This is a genomic window from Mucilaginibacter rigui, assembly GCF_014773275.1.
GTDB lineage: Bacteria > Bacteroidota > Bacteroidia > Sphingobacteriales > Sphingobacteriaceae > Mucilaginibacter > Mucilaginibacter rigui_A.
The window spans coordinates 291,867-315,140 of the sequence record NZ_JACWMW010000003.1 but is presented as its reverse complement, the minus strand read 5'-3'; the positions used below and the strand labels follow the sequence as shown (position 1 = coordinate 315,140).

The 23,274-nt window shown below is 41.7% G+C and carries 21 protein-coding genes; 7 read left to right on the top strand and 14 right to left on the bottom strand.

The window, feature by feature from the left end; all coding sequences use genetic code 11:
• Positions 1-40 precede the first annotated feature (40 nt).
• From IDJ75_RS14860 to IDJ75_RS14845, 4 genes are all read right to left on the bottom strand, one after another.
• Entirely contained in the window at positions 41-1,282 is a 1,242-nt protein-coding gene (locus tag IDJ75_RS14860) for a sugar MFS transporter (RefSeq protein WP_191176417.1), read from the bottom strand.
• Positions 1,282-2,493: an AGE family epimerase/isomerase gene (locus IDJ75_RS14855; protein ID WP_191176416.1), complete on the bottom strand. Its 1,212-nt coding sequence runs from the start codon at positions 2,491-2,493 to the stop codon at positions 1,282-1,284. The genes IDJ75_RS14860 and IDJ75_RS14855 overlap by 1 nt, the downstream gene beginning before the upstream one ends.
• A 192-nt stretch (positions 2,494-2,685) precedes the next feature.
• Positions 2,686-3,612, bottom strand: a complete 927-nt coding sequence (locus tag IDJ75_RS14850; protein ID WP_191176415.1) for a ligand-binding sensor domain-containing protein — start codon at positions 3,610-3,612, stop codon at positions 2,686-2,688.
• A 31-nt stretch (positions 3,613-3,643) separates the two neighbouring features.
• A complete protein-coding gene (locus IDJ75_RS14845) occupies positions 3,644-4,699 on the bottom strand; it encodes a DUF4434 domain-containing protein (RefSeq protein WP_191176414.1) in 1,056 nt (351 codons plus the stop codon).
• A 292-nt stretch (positions 4,700-4,991) separates the two neighbouring features.
• Between IDJ75_RS14845 and IDJ75_RS14840 the strand changes: the two genes are divergently transcribed.
• The gene (locus IDJ75_RS14840) at positions 4,992-6,212 is read left to right on the top strand and encodes an ROK family transcriptional regulator (RefSeq protein WP_191176413.1); all 1,221 of its coding nucleotides are present in this window, start codon (positions 4,992-4,994) and stop codon (positions 6,210-6,212) included.
• A gap of 76 nt (positions 6,213-6,288) precedes the next feature.
• Here IDJ75_RS14840 and IDJ75_RS14835 read toward each other — a convergent pair whose 3' ends face one another.
• Positions 6,289-6,741, bottom strand: a complete 453-nt coding sequence (locus tag IDJ75_RS14835; RefSeq protein WP_191176412.1) for a pyridoxamine 5'-phosphate oxidase family protein — start codon at positions 6,739-6,741, stop codon at positions 6,289-6,291.
• Complete coding sequence (locus tag IDJ75_RS14830) at positions 6,735-7,259, bottom strand: flavodoxin domain-containing protein (RefSeq protein ID WP_191176411.1); 525 nt, start codon at positions 7,257-7,259, stop codon at positions 6,735-6,737. Before IDJ75_RS14830 ends, IDJ75_RS14835 begins: the two co-directional genes overlap by 7 nt.
• Positions 7,260-7,527: 268 nt before the next feature.
• On the opposite strand from IDJ75_RS14830, the gene IDJ75_RS14825 reads away from it, so the two are divergent.
• Both IDJ75_RS14825 and IDJ75_RS14820 read left to right on the top strand, forming a co-directional pair.
• Complete coding sequence (locus IDJ75_RS14825; protein ID WP_191176410.1) at positions 7,528-8,538, top strand: sensor histidine kinase; 1,011 nt, start codon at positions 7,528-7,530, stop codon at positions 8,536-8,538.
• Between the two features lie 428 nt (positions 8,539-8,966).
• Entirely contained in the window at positions 8,967-9,827 is an 861-nt protein-coding gene (locus IDJ75_RS14820) for a universal stress protein (protein WP_191176409.1), read from the top strand.
• Positions 9,828-10,078: 251 nt separating this feature from the next.
• Here the strand turns inward: IDJ75_RS14820 and IDJ75_RS14815 are convergent, their stop codons facing one another.
• From IDJ75_RS14815 to IDJ75_RS14780, 8 genes are all read right to left on the bottom strand, one after another.
• Positions 10,079-11,482: an NAD-dependent succinate-semialdehyde dehydrogenase gene (locus IDJ75_RS14815; protein ID WP_191176408.1), complete on the bottom strand. Its 1,404-nt coding sequence runs from the start codon at positions 11,480-11,482 to the stop codon at positions 10,079-10,081.
• Between the two features lie 229 nt (positions 11,483-11,711).
• Positions 11,712-12,026, bottom strand: a complete 315-nt coding sequence (locus IDJ75_RS14810) for a carboxymuconolactone decarboxylase family protein (RefSeq protein WP_191176407.1) — start codon at positions 12,024-12,026, stop codon at positions 11,712-11,714.
• A gap of 49 nt (positions 12,027-12,075) precedes the next feature.
• Positions 12,076-12,915: a universal stress protein gene (locus tag IDJ75_RS14805; RefSeq protein WP_191176406.1), complete on the bottom strand. Its 840-nt coding sequence runs from the start codon at positions 12,913-12,915 to the stop codon at positions 12,076-12,078.
• A 48-nt stretch (positions 12,916-12,963) separates the two neighbouring features.
• On the bottom strand, positions 12,964-13,785 hold the full coding sequence (locus tag IDJ75_RS14800; RefSeq protein ID WP_191176405.1) for a universal stress protein: 822 nt from the start codon (positions 13,783-13,785) through the stop codon (positions 12,964-12,966).
• A gap of 10 nt (positions 13,786-13,795) precedes the next feature.
• Positions 13,796-15,241 carry a L,D-transpeptidase scaffold domain-containing protein gene (locus tag IDJ75_RS14795; RefSeq protein WP_191176404.1) on the bottom strand — a complete coding sequence of 482 codons (1,446 nt, stop codon included), beginning with the start codon at positions 15,239-15,241 and terminating at the stop codon, positions 13,796-13,798.
• Between the two features lie 189 nt (positions 15,242-15,430).
• Positions 15,431-15,805, bottom strand: coding sequence for a response regulator (locus IDJ75_RS14790; protein WP_191176403.1), 375 nt, complete (start codon positions 15,803-15,805; stop codon positions 15,431-15,433).
• 528 nt (positions 15,806-16,333) lie between these two features.
• Entirely contained in the window at positions 16,334-16,471 is a 138-nt protein-coding gene (locus IDJ75_RS14785) for a hypothetical protein (RefSeq protein WP_191176402.1), read from the bottom strand.
• 462 nt (positions 16,472-16,933) lie between these two features.
• Positions 16,934-17,317, bottom strand: a complete 384-nt coding sequence (locus IDJ75_RS14780; RefSeq protein WP_191176401.1) for a hypothetical protein — start codon at positions 17,315-17,317, stop codon at positions 16,934-16,936.
• A 522-nt stretch (positions 17,318-17,839) separates the two neighbouring features.
• Between IDJ75_RS14780 and IDJ75_RS14775 the strand changes: the two genes are divergently transcribed.
• The 4 genes from IDJ75_RS14775 (at position 17,840) to IDJ75_RS14760 (ending at position 23,270) form a co-directional block, all read left to right on the top strand.
• Positions 17,840-20,224 (top strand): phosphoketolase family protein, encoded by a 2,385-nt coding sequence (locus IDJ75_RS14775; RefSeq protein WP_191176400.1) that lies wholly within the window; start codon positions 17,840-17,842, stop codon positions 20,222-20,224.
• Positions 20,212-20,649, top strand: coding sequence for a hypothetical protein (locus tag IDJ75_RS14770; RefSeq protein ID WP_191176399.1), 438 nt, complete (start codon positions 20,212-20,214; stop codon positions 20,647-20,649). The genes IDJ75_RS14775 and IDJ75_RS14770 overlap by 13 nt, the downstream gene beginning before the upstream one ends.
• Before the next feature lie 3 nt (positions 20,650-20,652).
• Positions 20,653-22,311, top strand: coding sequence for an alpha-glucan family phosphorylase (gene glgP, locus IDJ75_RS14765; protein WP_191176398.1), 1,659 nt, complete (start codon positions 20,653-20,655; stop codon positions 22,309-22,311).
• A 164-nt stretch (positions 22,312-22,475) separates the two neighbouring features.
• Entirely contained in the window at positions 22,476-23,270 is a 795-nt protein-coding gene (locus IDJ75_RS14760) for an adenine nucleotide alpha hydrolase family protein (RefSeq protein ID WP_191176397.1), read from the top strand.
• Positions 23,271-23,274: the final 4 nt, after the last annotated feature.

Genomic DNA, 23,274 nt, shown 5'->3' with positions numbered 1-23,274 from the left:
TAACGATTGGACATCATGAAGAATACCCGCCGGCAAACTATTACGAGACTTTGACTTTTGATTTATAACCATTTACACCGTAAAATACGATGTACAAATAGCAGATAATGGGAATAATAAATGTTATTTTCCAGTCGAAATTATCTTTTATAATACCCATAGCATAAGATACTATTGCGCCTCCTGCTATTGCTGTTGATAGCAACCCTGAGCCTTTAGCTGTATGGGAACCCAAACCATCTACCGATAGTGAAAAAATAATGGCAAACATCACCGAATTAAACAGGCCGACAGCTATCATGGCCCAAACAGCCAACAGCCCGGTAGTATTAACAGATATTATAATTAAGCTAACAGCAGCTATACTACAAATAACAAGCACCAACTGTGGCTTTAATACCTTTAGGACAATTGCGCCCAAAAGGCGACCTACAAGCATGCTACCCCAGTAAAACGCTACATAGCTATTGGCATCATGAACCTCCACAGATAGCGTTTCGGCAACATAGTTGGTAAGAAATGTACCCACCGAAACCTCGGCACCTACGTAAAAAAAGATCCCTAAAATACCAAAGTTGAGGTTCCGGAACGAAAAAACGCTTCCTACTTCTTTTTGCCGGGGGCTACTAGCAGATGAGCCAATAACGGGCAGATTTAAACGTGATACAATTACTGCTATTAAAATAAGCAACACCGCAATACCCAAATACGGATACTTCACTGCTTCGCTGCCTACATTTTTGTGCTGCAATTGGGAAAGGATAAAATAAGCCCCAAAAATTGGCGCTACAGTAGTACCCAATGAACCCACCCCCTGGATAAGTGTTAATCTGGACGATGCTGTTTTAGCGGGTCCAAGTATGGTAACATAAGGGTTGGCGGCTACTTGTAACAATACAATACCAATAGCTATGATAAACAATGCGCCCAGAAACAAAGAATACTGATGAAATACTGATGCCGGATAAAACAACATGGCACCTATTGCCGCTATTGAAAACCCGGTAACCATACCCATTTTATACCCGATACGATCTACTATTTTACCCGCAGGGATAGATACCAAACCATAGGTTAAAAAGAAATAGAACTGCACAAGTGATGATTGTGAGTAACTTAATGAAAACCCGGCCTTAAAATAAGGAACCAGTGTATCATTCAAACACGTTATTGCCCCCATCATAAAGTACAGCACCCCTAACGATACCAGCGCCGGTACATAATTTTGCTTGCTGCCGGGGTAAGAGTCAATAATCTTGCCCTGAAAAGGTATGTTTGCCATTATGCGTTGATTAATATTGGGTTTTTCTGCATTTCTGCCAGCGACTGTAAAACATTGCTACATTGCAATAATCCCCGCGGGATATGGAAACACCCCTTCCACTTGCCGCCCTTTAATTGCATTAATACTTCGCCCTGACGGTTAAGATAGCCAAACCATTCTCCATTTTCTGCATCAGGAAAATGAGCGAAGGTATAATCGTGCACTTTTTTAAACCATACTAAACAACGCTCATCATTTGTATGATAATACCCTTTAATAAGCGTTATCAATGTCTCTATATGTACCCACCACAATTTCTGATCCCACTCCAGTTGCAGTGGCGGATGGCCCTTGACGTCTTTAAAATAAAAAATACCGCCAAATTCTTCGTCCCAGCCGTAAACCAAGGTATCAATTGCTATATCTACAGCTTTTTTCATCAACTGATTATCTTTTTTACGATCAGCCAGATCCATAATAAACCACATGGCCTCTAAAGAATGCCCGGGATTAACCAAACGACCGTCAAATGAATCGGAGAAATCGCCATTAGGGGTAACGCTCTCCAATATCAACCCAAGGTCGGGCTGATAAAAAACATCCATTACTTTTTCAATACCTTCATTTATAGTCTTTTCAACAATCTTAGCGTCGAGCAAAAACTCCATTTCCAATACCAGGTTACACAGTATCATCGGCAACGAGAAACCTTGCAATGGCCGCGTACCGGGAAAAGCCTTGTTATACCCCCTTTTCGGGTCATCTTTCTTTCTAAGAATATTATTAAATGTATCAATAGCAATAGTTTTATACAACTCATTTTGCGTAGCCTTATAAAGCTGCGCAAATGCCATAGCAGCAAAACAATCCGAAAATATATTGTAAGGCTGAGTTAGCGGAACCCCGCTGCGGTTAAGGGAAAAATACCAGTTGCCATTAGTATCGCGCCCATGTTTAAGTAAAAAACTTGCACCGTGTAAAGCAAAATCCAACCACTCCTGCTTTTGCTCTACATTGTTATAAAGCATGGCAAAAGTCCAAACCTGGCGCCCCTGCAACCAAACAAATTTATCAGTATCAAAAACCTTCCCTTTAGTATCCAAACAGGTAAAGTATCCTCCGAGTTCATCATCTGCCGAATTATTAAGCCAAAAAGGTATAACATCATTTAATAAATTATCGCGATAGACCTTCGCGTATTCACTAAACATTATTGCATTATTTATCATATATGATTGAAGTTTGTTTTCAGGACACTAATTAAAAGCTAAGTAATAAATAATTTATTAAGATAAAATATATTTATAATTTTTATTATAAAGTGGAATGAACATTATTTCCCCTTAAAATGAGACGCTTTCCTCAGCGTCTATTTATATACCTGTAACATTCCGTTAAGTATGTGGATTATTAAAAAAACACTAATTAAACACTGCTATACCCTTACTCGTACCCAGGTAAATAGCATTCTTGTAAGCAGTAATTACTTGTACCCGATCATCAATCAGGGCACTATTTTTAACATTAAAAGTTTGCCAATTTTTTCCGTCAAAAACATTCACTCCCTTATTGGTACCCGCCCAGATATTACCCTTTGCATCAACACCTAACGAGAGGATCAGATCTGATGACAAACCTGAATTTTCTACATTATAAACTACCCATGTATTACCGCTAAGCCGCGCAAGGCCATTACAGGTACCTATCCATACATCACCTTTAGCATCATCCAATAAGGCATACACGTTATTATCAGGCAGTTTGCTATTTGCCTTATTATATAAACGCCATAACTTACCATCAAATAAACTAAGCCCATGATAGCTCCCAAACCACATCCTGCTTTTATTATCGGGCAAAATAGCAAGGATAGAATTATCGCCAAGCCCAACATTGCCCGCCTTGTAATTAATCCATTTATCTTTACCCGATCTTAAAACGCCCGCGCTAAAATCACCTACCCATATTTCGCCTTTATTATCGGCAGTTATTACATTGGCCGAACCCGAGGGCGCAGCTGCTTTAATTGATTCCCATTTTTTTCCGTCCACACTTGCATGCACTCCTTCACCCCATAACGCCGTCCATATCTTATCGTGCTTATCAATAAAAAAAGACTGCATATAAATATTAGCGGCGCCACTAAGCACCCATTCATTTTGTTCCTTTTTATACAAACCATATGATGTGGCTACCCACATAGCACCCTTACTATCAAACTGAATACCTACAATATCATTAGCAGGCGAAAATTCCTCCTTAATCCTGTAATTCAAAATGTGTTTTTGCGCACTTACATTTAATAATAGGGCAAGAAGCAAAACAATGGAGGTTGATACTTTTTTCATGATGGAGTTTAGTGGTTGTTATCTCATTAATTTATTGCTGCACTTTAAGCCAGGCCATATAATTTTTATAAAGTTTTTCAGAATCCGGATGACCTGCTGTAGCTATCGAACCAGGCTTATTCATCAAACCCATGTACTGGTAAATTAAAATATGCTCTACAAATGGCGAGATATCTTCCATTTGCTTTAAAACCCTGTCAAAACCGGCCGGCACTAACGCACTATTATAAACCTCTCCTTCAAACTCAAATATTTCCATATCAGCCCAAAGCCTTGACCGGCCCGCCTTTTGGTGCGATTTATAAAGGGTTTCGTAATATTTACCTGCAGTACCTACCCTTGCTTTTTTAACACCTATCTCATCCTGGTAAGCTACTATATCAATATCAAGCTTGTCAAGCTGGCTTACATACTTATCGTCAAAACGGATAGATTTTGTACCATAAGGAGCAATAAGATTAACTGAACGGGGTGTTAACTTTTTAGCTACCCGATTGCATTCGTTTACATATTTAATAGTGGTATCATCAACCGTATGCCAAAAACCCGACTCGTTGGGATAATACCAGCCATAAAAACTTTTATGATGAGCATACTTACCGGCTATTTCTTCCATACCCTTTTCACGAAGACCTGCCAAAGCAGGGTCAGACATCATTTTGCCTGTTTCTGTCCAGTCGGTCCAGAAGTCGTTACTTACAAAAAACTTAACCCCACATTCGTCTGCTGCTGATAAAACAGCTTCAAGTGGATCAGTACAAGCATACTCATACCTAGGCTGTAATGCCGAAGGATAAAAGGTTTTCCCATTATTGGCAACAGACATTAGCACCAGGTACTCCATCCCGGCTTCGCTCATTTCCATCACTTTTGCCCTCCATTGCGCTTCGGTAAAATTAGGTAATGCCGGATTCCAGTATTTACCTTCTGCATCAGATCCATGAGCAAACTCAAACCACGATCCGGAAATTGCCTTTATATTGGGGTTGCGTTTAAACCCGCCAGGCGATGCTCCAAACGTTTGATTCAAAAGCGCCAAAGAAGCAGCTGTAAGGCCGCTGCTTTTTATAAACTGTCTTCTATCCATGTATGTATGTTAACTATTAACAAGTTCAAATAAAGGCCTTACCTTATGGCTAACACAAAACTAATTTTTAATTTTAAAAATCAAAAAGAAAATAATTTTTTTTATAATGTTTACTTATATTTAATATAATTTTACAAAACTTATAATATGGGAAAATTAACCCGGCCAGATATATTCAGTTTAAGTAAATTTATATATCCAATTAATTGTATTTGAGCGTATAGTTAATGAATTGCATTTGTTAATTTTTTTCGTAAGTATTAACTTTCATATATTTTTTCCACTTTTACAAATGACCTTTTTTAAAGAAATCAACGACGAAACTATTACAGGCGTTGCCTATAAAAATGTTTATCTCAAAAAATCAATCATATCGTATCTTGCCAATAACGGGGTTTGCACTATTCCTGAGTTAAGTAAGGAGTTTAATTTAAGTGTACCGAAAGTAACCCACATTATTACAGATCTGATTGCAGACGGGCTATTGAAAGACCATGGCAAATTGGGGTCTAAAGGTGGAAGGCGGCCACATACTTATGGGCTGATACCCGAATCGGGTTTTTTCCTGGGGGTTGACGTTAAACAAAGCCATATAAACCTGGGGTTAATGAACCTGCAAAAAAACCTGGTAAAAATTTCAGAAAATATCCCTTACGAACTAAACAATAACCAGGAATCGCTTAAATCGTTATGTAAACTCATCAAAACGTTTATAAAAGAATCGGCAATCCCAGTAAATAAAATATTGGGGCTTGGCTTAAACCTTACTGGCCGTGTAAACTGCGCTACAGGTTACAGTTATAGCTTCTTCCATTTTAATGAGGAGCCCTTAAGTAAAATAATAGAATCAGAAATTGGCTTAAAAACCTTTTTAGAAAATGATTCGAGGGCGATGGCTTATGGCGAGTTTAACTCAGGCGTGGTTAACGGTGAAAAAAACGTTATCTTTTTAAACCTGGATCATGGCTTAGGCATGGGGGTAATGATTAACAGTCAGCTTTATTACGGAAAATCGGGGTTTGCAGGTGAATTTGGGCATATACCTTTATTTAATAATGAGATAATTTGCCATTGCGGGAAGAAGGGCTGCCTGGAAACTGAAGCTTCTGGTTGGGCGCTTACAAAGCTGTTTAAAGAAAGTATCGAATCTGGTTCATCAACTACTATAACGCAACAAAACCACGCATCGGCTACCATTCGTTTAGAAGATATTATTGAAGGAGCCCAAAACGACGATTTTTTATCTATTGACCTTATTGCTCAAATTGGCGAAAAATTGGGTCGGGGTATCGCGCTCCTAATCAATATTTTCAATCCCGAACTGGTGATCCTGGGTGGTAGCCTTGCCTCCACAGGCGATTATATTCGCCTTCCTATCAAAAGTGCTATCAACAAGTATTCCCTTAGCCTCGTAAATAATGATACACAATTAAAAATATCAAAACTGGGCGAAAAAGCCGGAATAATTGGGGCGTGCCTGTTGGTTAGAAACAGGTTACTTGATTTAAATTGATTTTATTAATTACTGTTATGGGCCTATCCTAAGCAACAGCCTATCTGTTAAAGGGGTACATTCTCTTTGACACCTCTTAACGGTGCTCAAAGCGCCCGGTTTTATTCACCAGTACTATCTTATAAACAATAAGGTCTAACCGGGTGCCAATATCCGCTTCTTGTGTTGCCAGGCCATGCGAGGCATGATCTGATGGTTGCTCGGCAAAAGGCATAAGCCGATGGGTAAGCGCCATCATGGCTTGCTCCTTTTCTGCCATATCGGTAATCTCTTCAAAACGGCCCCAGGCTACCACGCTTTGCCAGTCGAATATACTGTTAATTTCATCTACCTGGAAACAAACCCGGGGGTTCTTCCGCATCATATCAATCTTTTTGCCGGGTATACTATGGCTAATTATCTCCCTGCCATTGTAAACGTAATTTACCGGCACAATATAGGGAAGGTCATGATCCGTACAGGCGACCCTACCGATGATCTGTTTGCTAAGTAAATGCTCTACCTGTTTATCGTTCAGTTCTCCTAACATAACGCGGTCTCCTTTACTGAATGCTTCACCGCAGCAATCAAGCGGGTAAGATTTTTCTGATCCATATAGTTAAAACCCTGATTCATCACTACTTTCTTTTGTGGGTCCTTTTGCAGCCACGCCCCTATCTTAAGTACTATACGATCTTTCCAAGATAGGTTTGCGATAACGCACCTGCCTGGTAAAAAAAACGTCTCTATAGACCTGCTGAGCGCCCTGCCGAGATTGTTACGGATAATTTCTTGTTGCTGACTGATATCATCAGCAGTTGTTCCACAAACTATAAAGAGCAAAACTTTCTTTTGGGCAAGTAAACCGGCATTTTGGTCGAGCCACTTGGATACAAGCAGTTTCCCAACATACACAGAACTACCTAAGATGATGATGTCATAACCGGCCAGTATTGCCGGTGTTGCGCGGTCTAAACTAAGCATAGGAAGCCGTGTCGCTTCAGCTAACCAACGCGCGTATTGTTCCGTTGCACCATACCTGCTCTGATAAATGATTATCCCTTTCATGGTGTATATTAATTTTATACAAGTTTAACCTTTGCGATTGTTTAAGGGAATGACTCCTGTCATGCCATACCCTGACGAAGATCACCCGGACAGTTTATATTGCACCCAACTTGGTTTTCCATATTTTCCAAACGTTTCATGTCGGGCACTGTAACCAAGCTATGAAAAATTGAAGTTCCGGCAGAAAATGACCAAAATCCCGCTTCGACTTGTCGGCAATCATATATGTTCCTAATACGAAAATCGAAATTAGTGCAATAAAAAGCATATGAGGAATAGAGAATTAGCAGCTAAAATCATCAAAAAGAAACAGATGCCCTACGGAGTTGATCAGGGATCCGGACGTCAGTTTTATGGCGTATTTTATCGTTTCCGCTTGTTATTCTACACTGGTGGGGCGGTTTCTGTACTGTTGGTTGCCTTGCTGGGGACCCTCTCATACAACGCACTCAGTCAACAACCACATAATGGGGGCCGCGTCAGAGTCATTGTGGCCGGCGGCACTGCTGTTGTGCTGGGTATTGTGGGCTTTTTAGTTTATATAGTACTTAACGAGCTTAATACCCGGTTTCGTGCTTACCAGCAGGAGCACGAACTAAACCAAATGAAAAGCAGTTTTGTTACCCTGGCTTCACATGAATTTCGCACTCCGCTAAGCTCAATCTTACTTTCCGCTTCATTGATAGAAAAATATGCCGGCCAACTGGATCAAGAGAAAATAACCAAACATAGCCTTAAGATAAAACAAACTGTGCATAATTTGGAGGGTATACTGGAAGATTTCTTATCACTCGAAAAGTTGGATGCCGGGCGGGTCAGCGCACAATATGAATGGTTTGATCTGCCAGCATTATGCCGGGATATTTTAGCAGACACCAAAATCATGGCCAAAAGCGGTCAGGAGTTAAAGTATGAACCAATTGGTAACGCCACTATGGTTAAGCTAGACCAGCGACTGATCAGAAATGCGCTCATCAACTTACTGCACAATGCTGTTAAATATGCTGGCGACCAAGCACGCATCTGCCTCATCACTAGTATCAGCGACGAATACTTAAGTATCAGCGTTAAAGACAACGGTGCCGGAATAGCCGAAAAAGACCAGGGAAAACTTTTTACTGCTTTCTACCGGGTTAATGAGTCAGGCAATATCCCGGGAACCGGACTCGGATTGGCAATAGTAAAACGCTATGTAGAACTCATGAACGGAAGTTTCCGCTTTTATAGTAAACCCGGGATAGAAACCTGTTTTGAAATGGAATTCCTGTTGGTTGACTAAGGTTTATCGGCTAATACCTGCGAATATTTGGATAGAGTAGCAGCCCGCCCAGATAGGCAACCAAAATTAGACGAAGTGTTATATGCAGCTGCCATAAAAATCAATAATGGTATCGATTGTTTACTGCTATACTCAATTTAAGAAAAAGTCTTCATACTCTTGCCCATAAGTAACAATAAAGCATGTATTGCCCTCCGCTGCTCAATTCAAAATAAAATCTACCTGTTAAGACTGTACAAGATCATCTAAAAATAACTCGTTCACTTCGGTCAACCTGTACAGGATGCGCAGTTTTTGATCATTTTCGATTATTTAGATAGTCCTTATCCCAAATTACTCACCCGAATCTTGGCGAATAATGACGACCATCAGCCAATGACCTGACGGATATCATCAATCAAAATCCGAAAATACCGGTACTTAGATATATGAAGACGATTTTAATATTGACAGATTTTTCTGAAAATGCCACCTGCGCAGCAAAGGCTGGATTAGTGTTAAGCTCCAAATTAAAAACCGACCTACTACTATTCAATACTTATATCGACTATGCCACCCTGCCCTATGAAAGCGGGGGTGGATGGGATGTTGATGATTTCTCCCTGCGCAAGCAGCACAGCATACAGGGGCTGGAATCGTTAACTGAAGGGCTGGAATCCATTGCAGTAAAACTGTTGGAGCCTGCCGGGCACAAGCCTGCTGTGCAATTCCAAGCTTCAAACTGCGACCTTGGAATGAAAGTAGCGGAAATCATCAAAGCACAAAATATTGAACTGGTTGTTATGGGTGCCCGTTCCATACATCCCGATGATCCTTTGCCCGGCGCTGATACCAGTGCGGTGATCAAAAATACCAGCCGCCCGGTATTGGTTATCCCTACTAACACAGATCTCTATCAGATTCGTAAAATAATTTTTGCCACGAACTTCGACGAGTCCGACCTGAAGGCTATTCGTTACCTGATGAAGCTCGGCAATTTAATGAACTATCAACTACACATTATACACGTGAGCAAGCCAGGTGAGGATAAGATGACGGCTAAAGAGCAGGCCTTTAAAGAGCAGCTTGAACTGCTCAATTACCAAGGGCTCAACTATCGGAAAGTAAATGGCAAAGACCTTGTTGCCCGGTTAAATGAGCTTACCGCCGAAGATGGGCCTGCTATTTTAGCATTTTTGCATCAACAGCTCTCGTTTATGATCCGGTTATTTTCGCGCAGCAAAACTAAAGCCGCATTAGCCAGGCAACGCACAGCATTGTTGATCTTCCCGTCAAAAATGAGCAATTGAACTATTACTGGTTGTCAATACCCGTTTTGGTGCTTGCAAATTTTCTTGCAAATAACAAGCCCTGCGCTGTTTAACTCACTCATTTAGCAATCAGGCAGATACGATAGAATAAAGCTTATAGAAAAAGGTAAGTAAAAATGAAAGTCAATAAGTATTGCCATCATAAAAATAAACGGCATCAGATAAATCATTAAATAAAGTATAGTGATATCAACAGATCCGCGGGTAACGGATCCGTTGATAGAAGTGGTTTAATAAGCGCTTTCAGCTGTAGTTACCCTGATTAGTTTGGCGTTAACAAACTCGTAGATTGCTGCCGGAGACTGTTCCCGGCCATATCCGGAATGTTTAGTGCCGCCAAAAGGCAATTCAGGTGCAATACCAGTCACATGGTTAATGTACACCATGCCGGTTTCGATCTGACGGGCCACCTTAACTGCTCTTTCGTTATTTGAACTGAATACGCTGCCGCCCAAACCATAGTCGGTGGCATTGGCCAGGTTAATGGCAGCCTGCTCATCCTTTACCTTGTAAAACATAAACACCGGGCCAAATATCTCTTCCTGATAGGCTGCCGTTCCTGGTTTGATGCCGGTTAGGATAGTAGGTTCCATAAAAGCACCGGGACGATTTATACGATGCCCACCGGTAATCACCGTCGCACCTTCTTCAACCGCCTTTTGAACTTGTTTAATTACATCCTCCACCGCTTTTTCGCTGCTTAAAGGGGCCAGATCGGTTTGTTCATCCATTGGGTCACCTACTTTTAATCCAGCAAATTTAGTTTTCACCTTTTCCATGAACAGGTCGGCTATGCCTTCCTCTACAATCACCCTTTTAGGCGATACGCAAACCTGCCCGGCGTTCCACATCCGGCCACGTACAGCAGCCTCGGCAGCCTGTTCTGCATCAGCATCATCCAACACAATAAAGGCATCGCTGCCGCCAAGTTCAAGGGTAGATTTTTTTATATATTTACCGGCCGCAGCAGCAATGGCAGAACCAGCGGGTTCACTCCCTGTAAACGTTACCGCTTTTATCCTTTTATCTGCCAATAGAGCATCAATTTTGTTTCCCGGAATAAATAAGTTCTGGTAAACACCTTCAGGAAACCCTGCTTCCAGGAAAATTTCTTCCATGACCTGCGCACATTGCGGGACATTAGAGGCATGTTTCAGCAACATGGCATTTCCTGCCATCAGATGGGGTGCTGCCGAACGGGTGATTTGGTAGAACGGAAAATTCCAGGGTTGGATGCTGAGTAAAACCCCAATTGGTTCATAACACAGAAAGGCTGAGCCTTCCGGCGTCTCAAGCGGCTTATCCGCTAAAAACTTTTCACCGTTATCAGCATAATAATCGAAAATAGCGGCACAAAGTTCTACTTCGGTGCGGCTTTCCTTTACCAGCTTTCCCATCTCCAGGGTGGCCAGTTCTTCCAATTGTGATTTTCGTACACGCATCAGGTGGGCTACTCTGCGCAAGAGCTGCGCACGCTTCGCTTTTGGCACGTTTTTCCAGTTTTGAAAGGCTTTATCAGCAAGAGCAAGCTTCGCATTGATCTGCTCATCCGTCATAACTTCGAAAGATTTAATAAGTTGATTATTAAATGGGTTTACCGTTTTTATCGGTGATACCTTAGCTACTGTTTCCATTTTATTGATTTTAAAAGTTAATCAAATTTAAGAACCGGTTAGCCTGTAGAAATGACACGGGACAGCCCTGTAAATGCGCCTGCTCACTTTTCCTTTTTAACTTATAAAAATAAAGATCAAGATCAAGGGTGGAAATTGAAATATTAAGGAATAGATAGCCACCGTCCGCAAACCAAGCCGAATGCAGCAATCACCTGACTACCTTAAGTTTTCCTTTTGTATTATTGCCTTAAACCTGATCAAAAGCAGCTAATGCCACCGGCAGACAGTTAGCCACCCCACTCAATCCGCAAACAGTTAGCGTGATTAATATAGTATCTCTGATCTCTTCCCGGGTAGCGCCAAGGGTTTTGGCCATAACAACATGATAAGATATCGCTTTAGAATCGCCCAGGGCCGACTTAATCCCGATATAAACCAGTTGTTTTGTTTTTGAATCCAGGCCGGTAGTTTGTTTTAAAGCATCAATTAATTGATCAAATGCTCTGGCGACTTCCGGGGCCTCCTTTTCAAATATCTCCAGGGGGTTTGTTTGTTCGTTCATATATTTTTTTTAATAATTGATGCTTGTTAACTTTAACGGGTACCATAGCCTATCTGTAATGCGTAATAAATAGTGGCACAGCCAACTGTGAGATAAGTTTATCTGCCATACTGCTCCTAAACCATCTGGAAACAACGCCACGCTGGTAAGCCCCAAGTACCACCAGTGGGTTTAGTTTTCCATTTTTGAGATAGGCAACAATTTGTTCATCAGGATCTCCCGATAGAATGATATATTTTGCCAGAGGGCAGTGGCAGCGTATAAACTCGCGTATCAGTTTATTTTCGGGTAAATCCTTAGGATTATCTTCACCCGAAACATAAATCACCTCTGTTTCAAGATCCCGAAGCAATGGAAGTAAATAATTAAACATCTTGACAGCAAAAACGGAAGAAGGACTGCCATCATAAAGTAATACCACTTTTTGTATATCCTGGTATTTAGATGGCACCACCATCACCGGGCACTGCGTTTCGGAAAGCACGTTATCAATAAATGTGGTAGGGGCTGCCTCATTGATATTGTTCATTGTTTCATGGGCACCAATCATTAGCAGATCGCTGTAAATACTTTCTTTGATCAGGTCTTCAAGCGGAAATGTTTTATCGTTGTGAATAACACAATCAACTTCCATCCTTTTACACTGTTCTTTAAAAATTGCAATAGCGTTATGGCGGGTTGCCTGATCTTTTTCCAATAAGTGTTTTAGTTTTACCTTGGAGATGCCCTGGTTGCCAACCATATCAAAAAGATGAAAGCTGTGGTATAAATAACCTTCCGGGAAAACACCTGTAAGCAGCGCGTTTGTATCTGCCGCCATACGGATGGCATACTTCATCGTTGCTTCTGAAAATTTCAATCCGTCTAATACAGCGCTTATCTTTTTCATCGCTTTTAACTTAATGTAAAGTTTTTAATAGAAACTAATTGTGAGTTTTTAATCTGCTTTTTGAAATGTCAGTAACGGAACTTTACCATAAAAACAAAATTCTTCAGCATTACCCGGGAATAATATCCTATCCATTAACGATCGGTTTTGATGGGTAAAGAACACCACTACTGATGGCTTTTGATCTTTTACCACTTCGTCAATGCCCTCTACCACCGTATTTTCAATATTGATCTTTTTGTATTCGACATGTACTTTATGATTAAACTCTTTTCCCAGTGTAATTTCATGGAGGGGTTCGTCATTCCGGATGAGGTGGAGCATATCTACCCGGGCGTTTATCGGGCCGGCAAAAGCAATCACTTTCCTAAGCTCGCGGTTGTATCCTTTAAAATCGGCTGCATAGAGTACTTTTTTTATAGGTTTTAACCGCCAGGTTTTAGGTACAGCTATCACTGGCAGTTCGGAACGCCTGATCAGGTCGCTAGTATTAGTTCCGAAAAGTTTTTTGATCATACCGGCACCGCGCGTGCTGATACAGATATAAGTTATGGCCACCTTTTCTGCATAAGCCAAAATACTTTCTACGGTATCTAAACCATGTATTAACTGTACCCTAAAGGCAACTTTGGGTATGTTTGGTGCGCGCACAATTGTCTTCATAAACGAGGACAGGTCTTGTTGAATTTTCTTTTCTGCCCTTTGAAAATAAGTTTGGTACGTTTTATCACTCCAGGATGTGGCTTTTAGCACATAAAAAACATGCAGGATAATCAACTCCGCATTTCTTTGTTTAGCCAGTTGCATGGCGAACCTGATGCCGGGTTTTGAACTTGCAGAAAGGTCAGTTGTAACCAGTATTTTTTCCATAATTGTTTAGTTATCGCATGCTTAGTGGCCTGACTGAGGGAAACATGATCGACTGCAGGCTTCGGTCCAGATCATATATATCTGTGTAACTAACAAGCTTTCCATTTAAAACATCGCTGGTTAGGTAAACTACTTTAACAGGCATTACTTTATTAAGTGTAAACGTTTTCTTTTTATATGATATAATTGCCTCCTGCATTTCTTTTAACCGGCTAGCTGTACCGCTATTCTTTAATAGTAATGCTGCCAGGCTATCAGCATTTGCTATGCTAATCCCGCCTTTACTTAAAGCCCGATCGGCCTGTTCAAATGCAGTTTTATCTGGTGCATCATGCATCGATACTTCATATATATTTGGAAAGCTAAATAAGATAGCCCCTGAAGTATTATCACAACCGGCAGCCTGCCTGGCGTAATACCCGGACGGATCTTTGATGATAGACGTAAGTACGCGACGGTCTGCCTTTACAAATGCACCCTTCTTATCATATATAGTGATCTGATTATTCTCGAGGTAATGATGATCTTTAAGGGCATTGGGCAGCACTTGTTTAATAAATACACTGCCCGCAACATTACGATCGGGGCCTGTTATAATATATTCTATCTGGCTTTGCAGCTGCGGTGTAGGTGTTGAAGGCCTCCCTACAATCACTTTAAATTCATTAACTGTATCAGCATAATAATACTTCAGGTTAAAGGCCGGGATATTCACAAGTATGTAATTATCCTCTTCAATTGCTGCCCAGCGCAGCCGTTCCATGTTCATGGCAACATTCTGCAATTCGCCTTCTGGAATTTCATAACAATTATCTGAATACCTGATAGACGAACTAAGATACTCCTGTAAGCGTTGGTATTCTTTAGATTTAGGCTGCACGCCCGCTAATACTTTCATCAATTTTTCCTGATCCATCGCATTTGCCATGACAGTTTCTGCACGAAATTCATTATCTGTACTATCAATAAAACCGGGTGTAAACGATGGATTGAGAACTCCGAAATGCAGCTGGTTAACAAAAGTGATCATATCATCCGTCAGCATGATCTCAAAACGCGCCTGCTGGGTCAGAGATACGTGGTTTGGCTTCTCAAAAATATCATGAAGTGTGCTTGGCAAATGTTCGTTATAACGATAATCGTTATAAGACAGTCCAAACTGCAAAACGCAATCTAATAATAGCATGGATGCCCAGGCCTTATCCTGGCGCGAAACGGTAAGCCATTGCGGGGTATAACTCTTCTGCTCATAAAAACGCTTGGTTGATATGGGGTAATTGAGCCATAGTTTACGCCCTTCCAACAGTACCCGGATCTCGGATGCCAGATCTTTCTCCTCAGTTTGCTGTGCACGCGGCACGGCATACAGGGGTTGGGTAAATAACAGAACCAACAGTAAAGCCGCCAGGGAAAAAGCCACTTTTAACGGTAAACGCAATAATTTTTTAATCTCCATTTTACTTCAATTGATACCGCATTATAGGTACAAAGTTGCATGGAACTATAGATGGGAACAATGACGGCGATCACCTCATATTTTGATAACGCACACATCAGTAATTACTAACCGCAGATTACAGTAAAGACTTATAGTGATGTTGATTGGGAGTTTAAGAAGTTTGCAGATCGGCCCAAACGCTAAAAGTTACAAAGTGGCATCATTAAAACATTTGGTTATCGCGTCAAAAAGCTCTTTAGGGTCAAAAGGCTTACGAATATAGCCGCTGGCACCCATTGCCAGCCCTGCATTTACTTCCTTTTTTTCTACACTGGCTGTCAAAAAAATGAAGGGTATAAATCGGGTAGAAACATTCGCCTGCAATTCGTTAAGTACCTCGTAACCGTTTGCTTCTGGCATCAGAATATCACACAACACCACATCAGGTAAATGCTCCCTGGCTAATGCCAGCCCACTTTTACCGTTTAATGCCAGGATGACTTTATAGCCCTCCAACTCAAGCAGCTCACAAGTATTTTCCCTTATGTCATTGTTATCTTCTATAAGTAAGATCGTTTTCATATATCCTGATTTAATGGAATATAAATAGTAAAAATCGTTACCTCGTTCGCTTTACATGAGTAGGTTATTTTGCCTCCTAATAACTATATATATTGTTTAACAATGGCAATCCCGACCCGGCGCCCTGTATGTTTATCGCATTTTTAGCCCTGTAAAAATCTATTAGGGGTGATATTATATTTAGCTCGTTCATCATAACGTAATTTAAATTCATGATCAGCTAAAAAAGAAGGAAGTGTAGATTTATAAATTAAAGCTAAGTAATAATGAATTGCATTCCAAATAAATTACAACTTTTACGAATATTACACATTGCTTTTAGGGAATCGCTTTGATAACCGGCTACTTATTTTCACCCTCAATGTTCTATGTTTTAAAGGGCTAAAAATGCGGTGATGCAAGGCGCTGTTTGGTAATGGTAAAATTTACCAGCCTAAATATCTGTGTGTATGAAAATTAAAGTAGTTGGGTAATTATTTTAGTGCCCTGAGTGAAGTAGTGATATAATCGCCGAGCTGTATGTCCTCATTAGTTTCTTTGGCGCCTGATCCACTTAATGGCTTCAAACCAATACCGGCAATAAGTACCAGCCAGGCCGCTAATTACAGTAGTGCCGTGAAAGATCAGGTAATTGGATGCTGACGGATATTTAAAATGGATAAGCATTCGCCCGCAAGTTTACTTGCATTAACAGAAAAATCATTCGAAAGTACAATGACCCATCGGCCATAATAAAAGTTCCTTCTTCTACAATGAGGCTGTCGCCAACAAAAGTTTCACGTTTTTAGGGTTTGATATTGCCATCACGGATCACTCGGCATAGGGGCTGCAAAAAATCTTTCAATTTTTCCATGGCATTCCTGCTACGCCCTTACCGGTAAAGCCAAATCCCTTCAACAAATACAACTGATGTCGCTAAAAATACAACGTCCCCTTTCTTTCCATTCATCATATAAATAGCCGCCGAGAGCCTGACAAAAATAACCGATGGCTATATTGCCAGGCTCTTTAATGCATTAATCACACTGCTTTACTTTTAAAGCGAGTTTATTGTAGCCCTGCAAAGGCCGTTTTTAATAATAATCTGATAATATATATTTTATATAAATTGATTATCAGACCACTATTTTACATCCAATCAGCTGCAAAACGGTTGAATTCATGTCGCAGTTCATTAAATATTTTCTCTTCGTTCAGGTAACGCTCACGTATACGGGTATGTTCGGCGGCAACATTTTCGGAAATAAGGTCGCCTGTTGTCAACAATTCAGCCTCTATGGCCTCGTCATTGGCATGGATGTCATGTTTTAGTTCATTAAGATAGTTCTCGTGAATCAGCAATTGATTCTGAAAATGGTCTATCTTTTCCTGTACCTCGCGGGCAGTATTATCGCCGGCTATCTCTTGCAGTCTTTCCTGCAATATACCAAGCTCTTGTTTATAAAATGCAATGCCCCTCAAACCATCATTGTTCAGGTTTTTGATATGTTTAATATTGACGTAATTTTTCATAACACAATATTATAACATGCATCTGCTAACAGGAATGACTTGCGGCAGCCTAAATGGTGATTTTCCTCATATTTTGTTTAATAGATGTATGAATTATCTCCTTTGCACCGCATAGCATTTACGGGTTAAAGACTTCTATAATAGGCATTAATAGGATTAAGATAGTATCCGGTTTTATGACCGTCATCATTTTTTTAACCGGGGCTCATCATTTTCAGCAACCTGCGTCTGTTCTACCTTTACCGCCGTACAGAATCACTTTTAATAAATCATTGCAGTGAGCATGGGCAACCTTATAGAAAATTATACCTTATGTATTAATTGCGGCTCTTCCGGCCTCAAATTCAGGTTATATAAAGCAGCCATGCGCACACTGAAATTAAGCGGACAAGTTGACCGGATCGGACAGAAAAAATGCAGCGTTGAAGATCGAAGATCACAACGGCCGGTTACTTCACAGCAAAACCGGGCATTTCCGGGATTTTAAATCTTCAGCCACCGAGTTTAAATAAAAAATTAGTAATGGAAAAAGAATTGATTAACAGCACAGCCGAAACATTGTCACCCGATCTTCTGCAAAAAATAAATGCTTACTGGCGTGCCGCCAATTACCTGTCTGTGGGCCAGCTTTACTTAAGGCATAACCCATTGTTGAAGGAGCCGTTAAAACTGGAGCATGTTAAAAATATGCTACTGGGCCACTGGGGCACAACGCCCGGGCAAAATTTTATTTATACACATTTAAACCGCATTATTAAACAATATGATCTCAGCATGATATATGTTTCGGGGCCGGGGCATGGTGGCCCGGCTGTTGTAGCGGGCACTTACCTGGAAGGCACTCATACTGAGGTTTACCCCAACATTACTCAGGATGAAGACGGGCTGCGTAAACTATTTACACAGTTTTCTTACCCCGGTGGTATATCCAGCCATGCTTCGCCACAAACGCCGGGATCTATCCACGAGGGCGGCGAACTGGGCTATTCGTTAAGTCATTCTTTTGGTGCAGTAATGGATAACCCCGATCTTATTGTGGCTTGCGTAGTAGGCGACGGCGAGGCCGAAACCGGCCCTTTAGCTACCGCCTGGCATTCCAATAAGTTTTTGAACCCGCTAACAGATGGAACCGTACTACCAATTTTACACCTCAATGGTTATAAGATCTCTAACCCCACCGTCCTTGCCCGTATCAGCCATGAAGAACTGGAACAGCTGTTTCGTGGTTATGGCTGGAACCCCATCTTTGTTGAGGGTGATGAACCGGAGCAAATGCACCGGGATATGGCCAAGGCCCTGGATTATGCGGTAGACCGTATAAAGCAGGTAAAGTATGATGCAAGGCATCCAAACGGATGCCGCCCACGCTGGCCAATGATCATCCTACGGTCGCCAAAAGGTTGGACCGGCCCTAAAGAGGTTGATGGCTACAAGATAGAGGATAATTTCAGGTCTCATCAGATCCCGCTGTCCGTTTCTGCATCAGCACCGGCCGAACATTTACAAATGCTGGAAAGCTGGATGAAAAGTTACAGGCCGGAAGAACTGTTTGATGAAAAAGGAAAACTGATTGCCGAACTGCAAGCACTGGCACCCGAAGGCGATAAGCGCATGGGTGCCAACCCGCATACCAATGGAGGCAATTTACTGCGTAACCTGCGCCTGCCCGATTTCAGGAACTATGCGGTAACAGTTGAGAGCCCGGGTGCGGATGGCGAAGGCGATACCCATGTTAGCGGCCGCTTTTTGCGGGATGTGATAAAAGAAAATCAGGATAAACGCAATTTCCGCATCTTCGGCCCGGATGAAACAGTATCCAACAGGTTAGATGCGGTATTTGAAACTACAAATCGCCAATGGGATGCTCCAATAGCAGAGCATGATGAGTTTCTTGCTGCTGAAGGCAGCATAACAGAGATGTTAAGCGAACACCAGTGCGAAGGATGGCTGGAAGGCTACCTGCTAACCGGCAGACATGGCTTATTTAACTGCTATGAAGCCTTTATTCATATTGTAGATTCTATGTTTAACCAACATGCTAAATGGTTAAAAACCACTTCAGAAATATCCTGGCGCAGGCGAATTGCATCACTGAATATATTGCTTACTTCTACCGTATGGCGACAGGATCACAACGGCTTTACGCACCAGGACCCTGGCTTTATAGATCATGTGGTAAATAAAAAGGCAACTATTGTACGCGTTTATTTACCACCCGATGCCAATTGCCTTTTGTCTGTAATGGATCATTGCCTGCGCAGCTATCATTATGTGAATGTAATTGTTGCCGGCAAACACCCGGCACCGCAATGGCTCAATATGGATGAAGCTGTGGCGCATTGCACCCGCGGCATCGGCATCTGGAAATTTGCCAGTAATGATCAGGATGCGGAAACGGATGTAGTGATGGCCTGCTGCGGCGACGTACCTACGTTAGAAACCTTAGCGGCGGTTTCCATTATCCGTGAACACTTACCCGATATAAGGGTGCGTGTCATCAATGTGGTAGATCTGTTTAAGTTGCAAAAGAGCACCGAACATACACACGGGCTAAACGATAAGGACTATAATGAACTGTTTACTACCGATAAGCCAGTGATATTTGCTTTCCATGGCTACCCATGGCTGGTACACCGCTTAACTTATAACAGGGCAAATAATACAGGCATGCATGTGCGCGGTTATAAGGAAGAAGGTACCATCACCACATCTTTCGACATGACCGTGCTAAACGAAATGGACCGCTTCCATCTGGTGATGGATGTAATAGATAGGTTACCGCAAACCGGAAGCAAGGGCGTTTACCTAAAACAGCTATTACAGGATAAACTGATAGAGCATAAACATTATATCAACATTAACGGCAAGGATATGCCAGAAATACTCAACTGGAAATGGAAACAATAGATCTGGAAATAGTGACCATGGAACTGGACACCAACATTCCGGAAAGATACAACTACCACCGTAGCTATTATGTCAAAAAAGCTGACACTAACATTATTACGGTAAGCGCAAATGATTTTAAGCCATTAAAACACCGCCCAGGCATTACAGCATCTGCTGTTTATACATTGAGGCCTGGTAGCGAAGATTATTACAGTACTACCAATTTGATAAAAGCAATGGAAAAAGCTAAAGCAGGCGCACTTACATATATAAAAGGCCTGATAGATATGGGGCCGGGAGGCACCGCGGCATTATTACAGTACCGTATAGACCATTATGAAGACCTTAATATTAACCTGATAGATGCCAATATCCAGTTAGTTGAACAGCGAATGAGCAATGACGGTAGTTTTAAATGGATACCTTATCGGATTAAAAATTAAAGCATGCTTACAACAAATGAGTTTTTTAGCTATGAGCCGGATGCTAAGTATAAAACTTCGGTCGCTTATTTCTCTATGGAGTTTGCGGTAGATCAATCATTAAAAATCTATAGCGGCGGGTTAGGTTTTTTATCCGGTTCGCACTTACGGAGCGCTTATCAACTTAAACAAAACTTGCTCGGCATCGGTATTTTATGGAAATATGGTTATTACGACCAGGTTAGGGACAGAAATGCTTTGATGAAAACTGAACTGATCGAAAAAAATTATACGTTTTTACAGGACACCGGAATAATTTTTACAGTTGCCGTTCATGACGCCCCCGTACATGTTAAAGCTTACCTGCTACGACCAGATACTTTTGGCACAGCCCCATTATTTTTACTGAGTACAGAAATTGCGGAAAATGACGAACTGTCCCGCTCCATCACTCATTGCCTGTATGACCCGAACGAGGCAACACGCATTGCACAAACTATTGTACTTGGCGTCGGAGGCGCTAAGTTGTTGGATATTTTGGGCCTTGCACCCGATATCTATCACATGAATGAAGGCCATTCCGTATCATTAAATTTTTACCTGCTTTCAAAATACAAAAGCCTTGAAGAAGTGAAAAAGCGGGTTGTTTTCACCACCCATACCCCAGAAATGGCCGGGAATGAAGCGCACAGCTATGATTTACTCAAACAAATGTCCTTTTTTTATCATTTGCAGGAGGCGGAGGTAAAATCCATGCTCGGTCTGTATGGAGATCAATTCAACTATACCCTTGCAGCGCTCAAATTTTCGGGTAGGGCCAATGGCGTTTCAAAACTTCACGGCGGAGTTGCCCGGCAAATGTGGGGCAACAATCCCGGCATTTGTGAGATCACCTCTATTACTAACGCCCAAAATAAAGCTTATTGGAAAGATGCCGCCCTGGAAGCCGCTATTTCAAGCAATGATGACGGAGCAATCATTGCCAGAAAAAAAGAAATGAAACATGATCTGTTTAAAGTAGTGGCCGACCAATGCGGTAAACTTTTTGATGAGAACATACTGACCATTGTTTGGGCCAGGCGCTTTGCCGGATATAAAAGAGCTGACTTGATCATGGACGACTGGGGGAGATTTATTAGTTTACTAAACCATGCCGATTACCCGGTACAACTGATTTGGGCAGGCAAACCCTACCCGGAAGACATGGAAGCTATTGGCCAGTTTAACCAAATCATCACCCGGGCAAAACCACTGGCCCGTTGCGCTGTGTTAACAGGGTACGAACTGGCACTATCGGCACTGCTTAAAAAAGGATCTGATGTTTGGCTCAACAACCCGCGGCTTTACCATGAAGCCTCGGGAACAAGTGGCATGACGGCTGCTATGAATGGCAGTATAAACTTATCTATGCCGGATGGTTGGGTACCGGAATTTGCCCGTGATCGCGAAAATTGCTTTTTGATACAACCCGCGCCGGATTCTCTTTCAGATGTCGAAAAAGACCTGCATGAAAATAAAAACCTGATGGATGCGCTGGAAAATGACGTGCTGCCTATGTATTACAATAACCCGGTGCAATGGCTTACAATATTAAAAAAGGCCGCTATGGATGTAGTGCCTGCATTTGAATCGGGGCGGATGGCAGATGAATATTACACCAAAATTTATAGACCCAATACTTGATAAACGCATCTGTTTTCTTTAGATCATCCCCTGGATAATAAATAGATAGCTTTGTAAATCATATAGCGTGGAAATTGATTACAAACAACTGCTTTTGTGACGGCGATCAGGTATTATGCAACCTGTAAAGCTCAACTTTACAGTACATCAAAACCCATCCCAATATGGAAAAGATCCTTTTCATCCACGATGATTCTCCCGGTAATTTTAGAGCCTTAACATTTGCAATTTCACTCGCCGGTAAGATGGATGCACAGCTGCTTTTGGCCCATACCTTTCTACCGGCAAAGGTTCGAAGAGAAAAAGTAATCGCCGGTAATACCGGCAGCAAGCTTACCAGGATACCCGATACCAGCCCCGCGCTCCCTGAATCAAACGCAAACAAGACCTGCGAACTTAACATTTTGGGCATGAACGCGAAGCAAGCCGCACAACTGATAAATAAAGAGGGTGTGCGAATGATTATTAAGGTTGCTGTTGAGTACCATACCCCCACCAGTTTGAACCTGGACACCCTGTTGAACCACATATATTGCCCGTTATTGCTGATCCCGGATAACTGGTCATTAAAAGATATGGAACGAATAGCTTACCTAGCCGACCTGCGTTATTGCCAAACACATATCGTACGCTACCTGGCCAATCTCGCTGCTGCCTGCGGGGCTAATCTTTCTGTTGTGCATCTTACAAAACACGGCATGGTACATATGGACGAAGCATACGCGCATCAGCTTTTCAATGAGCAGGTACGCCGGAAGGTTAAGTATGAACAGTTGGGTTTTAACTATACCAGGGAAACCAATTTGATTAAGGCTGCCGATGTGCTAACCAACGGCATGCACAACGACCTGCTGGTGATGACCAAAAACCGCTATCATTATAACGAACTTGTAGGGCCTGCTATCAACAGCACCCTTCCATCACACATTCATTGCCCCTTGCTGATTTTTCCGGGTTGATAAG

Excerpts from the sequence above, each read along its gene's own strand:
- IDJ75_RS14775 (WP_191176400.1), top strand. The coding sequence starts at position 17,840 with ATGGAAAAAGAATTGATTAACAGCACAGCCGAAACATTGTCACCCGAT.
- IDJ75_RS14855 (WP_191176416.1), bottom strand. The coding sequence starts at position 2,493 with ATGATAAATAATGCAATAATGTTTAGTGAATACGCGAAGGTCTATCGC.
- IDJ75_RS14850 (WP_191176415.1), bottom strand. The coding sequence starts at position 3,612 with ATGAAAAAAGTATCAACCTCCATTGTTTTGCTTCTTGCCCTATTATTA.
- IDJ75_RS14805 (WP_191176406.1), bottom strand. The coding sequence starts at position 12,915 with ATGAAAAAGATAAGCGCTGTATTAGACGGATTGAAATTTTCAGAAGCA.
- IDJ75_RS14820 (WP_191176409.1), top strand. The coding sequence starts at position 8,967 with ATGAAGACGATTTTAATATTGACAGATTTTTCTGAAAATGCCACCTGC.
- IDJ75_RS14860 (WP_191176417.1), bottom strand. The coding sequence starts at position 1,282 with ATGGCAAACATACCTTTTCAGGGCAAGATTATTGACTCTTACCCCGGC.
- glgP (WP_191176398.1), top strand. The coding sequence starts at position 20,653 with ATGCTTACAACAAATGAGTTTTTTAGCTATGAGCCGGATGCTAAGTAT.
- IDJ75_RS14785 (WP_191176402.1), bottom strand. The coding sequence starts at position 16,471 with ATGCTTATCCATTTTAAATATCCGTCAGCATCCAATTACCTGATCTTT.
- IDJ75_RS14815 (WP_191176408.1), bottom strand. The coding sequence starts at position 11,482 with ATGGAAACAGTAGCTAAGGTATCACCGATAAAAACGGTAAACCCATTT.
- IDJ75_RS14800 (WP_191176405.1), bottom strand. The coding sequence starts at position 13,785 with ATGGAAAAAATACTGGTTACAACTGACCTTTCTGCAAGTTCAAAACCC.
- IDJ75_RS14845 (WP_191176414.1), bottom strand. The coding sequence starts at position 4,699 with ATGGATAGAAGACAGTTTATAAAAAGCAGCGGCCTTACAGCTGCTTCT.
- IDJ75_RS14825 (WP_191176410.1), top strand. The coding sequence starts at position 7,528 with ATGAGGAATAGAGAATTAGCAGCTAAAATCATCAAAAAGAAACAGATG.
- IDJ75_RS14840 (WP_191176413.1), top strand. The coding sequence starts at position 4,992 with ATGACCTTTTTTAAAGAAATCAACGACGAAACTATTACAGGCGTTGCC.
- IDJ75_RS14790 (WP_191176403.1), bottom strand. The coding sequence starts at position 15,805 with ATGAAAACGATCTTACTTATAGAAGATAACAATGACATAAGGGAAAAT.
- IDJ75_RS14795 (WP_191176404.1), bottom strand. The coding sequence starts at position 15,241 with ATGGAGATTAAAAAATTATTGCGTTTACCGTTAAAAGTGGCTTTTTCC.
- IDJ75_RS14770 (WP_191176399.1), top strand. The coding sequence starts at position 20,212 with ATGGAAACAATAGATCTGGAAATAGTGACCATGGAACTGGACACCAAC.
- IDJ75_RS14830 (WP_191176411.1), bottom strand. The coding sequence starts at position 7,259 with ATGAAAGGGATAATCATTTATCAGAGCAGGTATGGTGCAACGGAACAA.
- IDJ75_RS14780 (WP_191176401.1), bottom strand. The coding sequence starts at position 17,317 with ATGAAAAATTACGTCAATATTAAACATATCAAAAACCTGAACAATGAT.
- IDJ75_RS14810 (WP_191176407.1), bottom strand. The coding sequence starts at position 12,026 with ATGAACGAACAAACAAACCCCCTGGAGATATTTGAAAAGGAGGCCCCG.
- IDJ75_RS14835 (WP_191176412.1), bottom strand. The coding sequence starts at position 6,741 with ATGTTAGGAGAACTGAACGATAAACAGGTAGAGCATTTACTTAGCAAA.
- IDJ75_RS14760 (WP_191176397.1), top strand. The coding sequence starts at position 22,476 with ATGGAAAAGATCCTTTTCATCCACGATGATTCTCCCGGTAATTTTAGA.